This is a genomic window from Streptomyces botrytidirepellens (genome assembly GCF_003721215.1).
Taxonomy (GTDB): Bacteria; Actinomycetota; Actinomycetes; order Streptomycetales; family Streptomycetaceae; genus Streptomyces; species Streptomyces himastatinicus.
Genome location: NZ_RIBZ01000516.1, coordinates 1 through 2398 on the forward strand (window position 1 = coordinate 1; position 2398 = coordinate 2398).

A 2398-nucleotide genomic window follows, 5' to 3' on the forward strand; every position below is an offset into this window, starting at 1 on the left:
CCGACCGCGTCTGACCGCCTCCCCGCGGAAGGGGGCCGGGCCCGTCCCCGACGGGCCCGGCCCTTCTGCTGTGCCGCGGGGATGTGCTCCGCGATTCTCTGCGCGGGCGGGCCGGCAGCGCTCGGCGGCGGGGCGAGCGCGGGTGCGGTCGTGGCCTGCGCGATGCTCGCCTACCGGCTGTCCGGGCCGCTGGACCGGACCATGTACGCGCTCACCGAGTTCCAGGAGGCCGCCGCCCTGGCGCGCGCGGAGGGCCTCGGCGCGGCCGAGCCGGAGGCGCGCACGGCACGGCCCCTGGACGTGCTCCGCCGGGTGGGCGGCACCTGGTTCGAGGACCTGCCCGACGGGCTCGACACCCGTTCCGCCGGGGCGGCGGAGGCGGCGCCGGACGCCGGCCTCACAAGGTCTGCTGAGCCGCTGTACGAGGTGAAACCGACCCGCCGCCGGTCACCCGGTCCAGTGGTGGCGGGCGAGGTCGGCCAGGGTGGTGAGGACGGTGCTGGGCAGTCGGTCCTTGTGGCGCAGGTAGTGGATGCCGAGGACGGGTTTGCTGGTCCAGGGCAGGGTGGCCACCTCGCCGCGGGCGAGTTCGTCGGTGACGGCGGCCGCGGGGAGCAGGGCGATGCCCAGGCCCGCCGCGGCGCAGCGCTTGAGTGCTTCCACGCTGACGAATTCCATGGTGGTGGGGTGGATGGCCGCGCGGCCCAACTCGCGTTCCATGACGTCGCGCTGGGCGCAGCCGGGCTCGATGAGGAGCAGGGTTTCGTCGGCGAGGTCGGCGGTGTCGACGTGGCGGCGGTGGAGGAGCGGGTGGCCGGGGTGGGCGATCAGCCGCAGGGGTTCCTGGGCGAGGAGTTCGGTGGTGGCCATGGGGGCGGTGATGCGTTCTTCGAGCAAGAACCCGGCGTCGAGGGTCCCTTCGTTCAGGGAGGTCAGCAGGGTGTTTCTGCCCGCGGGGCCGAAGACCACGCGGAGGTGGGGGAAGTGGTCCATCAGGGCGCGGAGGACTGGTGGCAGGAGGTGGGCGCACAGGCTTTCGGGGGCGGCGATGCGCAGGGTGCCGCGGATGGTGCGGGGGTCGCCGCCGGCCCCTTGGACGGCTTGGCGGGCCTGTTCCGCCTGGTGGGCGAGTTGCCGGGCATGGGGTAGCAGCTCGCGCCCGGCGTGGGTGAGGGTGATGCGCCGTCCCAGGCGTTCGAAGAGGGCGGCGCCGAGGTCCTGCTCGAGGGCTTTGATGTGGGCGGTGACGCTCGACTGGACGTAGTCCAGGTCCTGGGCTGCGCGGGTGAAGCTCATGTGGCGGGCGACGGCGAGGAACGTCGTGAGGTGCTTCAGCTCCATTCACTCATCGTAATCGGTGATGGTTTGGATCGAAGATGTTCGTTGGACCCGATGGGTGCGGCGGCCTACAACTTGAGCCATGGCCCTCTTCACCTTTCCGCGCCGGGCCGATCCGGCGGACCGGCGCTCCCCCACCGGACTGGACGGGCGGGACTTCGTCCTGCTCATCGTCGCCACGCTGGGGACGTTCTCCAATTACGCGCCGCTGCTGTCGGTGGTGTCCCTGTGGTCGGCCGAGGGTGGCTCCGGGCATGGCGGGGTGGGTGCGGCCACCGGGGTGACCATGGCCACCACGGTGGGCATTCAGCTGGTGATGAGCCGGTTGCTGCGCCGGTACGGGCTGCGCCGGATCCTGGCCGCCGGGGCCCTGCTGCTGGGCCTGCCCACGTTCGCGTATCCGGTCTCCTCCGGTCTGGAATGGGTGCTTGCCGTATCGGCGGTGCGGGGCGTGGGCTTCGGCATGGTCGCGGTGGCGGGCAGCGCCCTGGTGGCCGAGCTGGTGCCGCCCGGCCAGCGTGGCCGGGCGGTGGGCCGGTACGGCATCGCGGTGGGGCTGCCGCAGGTGGTGTGTCTGCCGGCGGGGGTGTGGTGTGCCCAGCAGTTCGGTTTCACCGCGGTCTTCGTCGTCACCGGAGCCGCGAGCGTGCTGGCGGCTCCCCTGGCCGGGCTGATGTCGGGCCGGCGGGCGGAGGACAGCGAGGAGGGGGACGCGGAGGCGTCGTCAGGGCGGGAGCGCCCCGGGGAGGGTGGTACGAGCCGTCCCGAGGGGGGTCTGCGCCCACTGGCCGGACCGTGGACGATGCTCATCGTCTCCGCGTGTGCTCTGGGAGGGATGACCTCCTTCCTTCCGCTCGCCCTGGAGGGGGGCGCGGCAGCGCCGACCGCGCTGTTCGTGCTGTCCGCGGCGGTGATCGTGGGCCGCTGGGCGGCCGGGTCGTTCAGCGACCGCGCCGGGTCGGGGCGTCTGCTGGTGCCCGGGGTGCTGGCCTGCGCGCTCGGCACGGCGGGGGTTGCCGGGGCGGCCGCCGGGCTGCCCGCGGCGGCCGCGCTGGCCTCG

At 73.8% G+C, this 2398-nt stretch carries 2 protein-coding genes; one reads left to right on the forward strand and one right to left on the reverse strand.

Translation table 11 applies throughout. The annotated features are described in order from the left end of the window. Window positions 1-447: 447 nt before the first annotated feature. On the reverse strand, window positions 448-1341 hold the full coding sequence (locus EEJ42_RS32185) for a LysR family transcriptional regulator (RefSeq protein ID WP_123105441.1): 894 nt from the start codon (window positions 1339-1341) through the stop codon (window positions 448-450). A gap of 79 nt (window positions 1342-1420) precedes the next feature. Here EEJ42_RS32185 and EEJ42_RS32190 point away from each other — a divergent pair. Then, a partial coding sequence (locus EEJ42_RS32190; RefSeq protein ID WP_148082095.1) for an MFS transporter occupies window positions 1421-2398 on the forward strand: 978 nt, incomplete at its 3' end.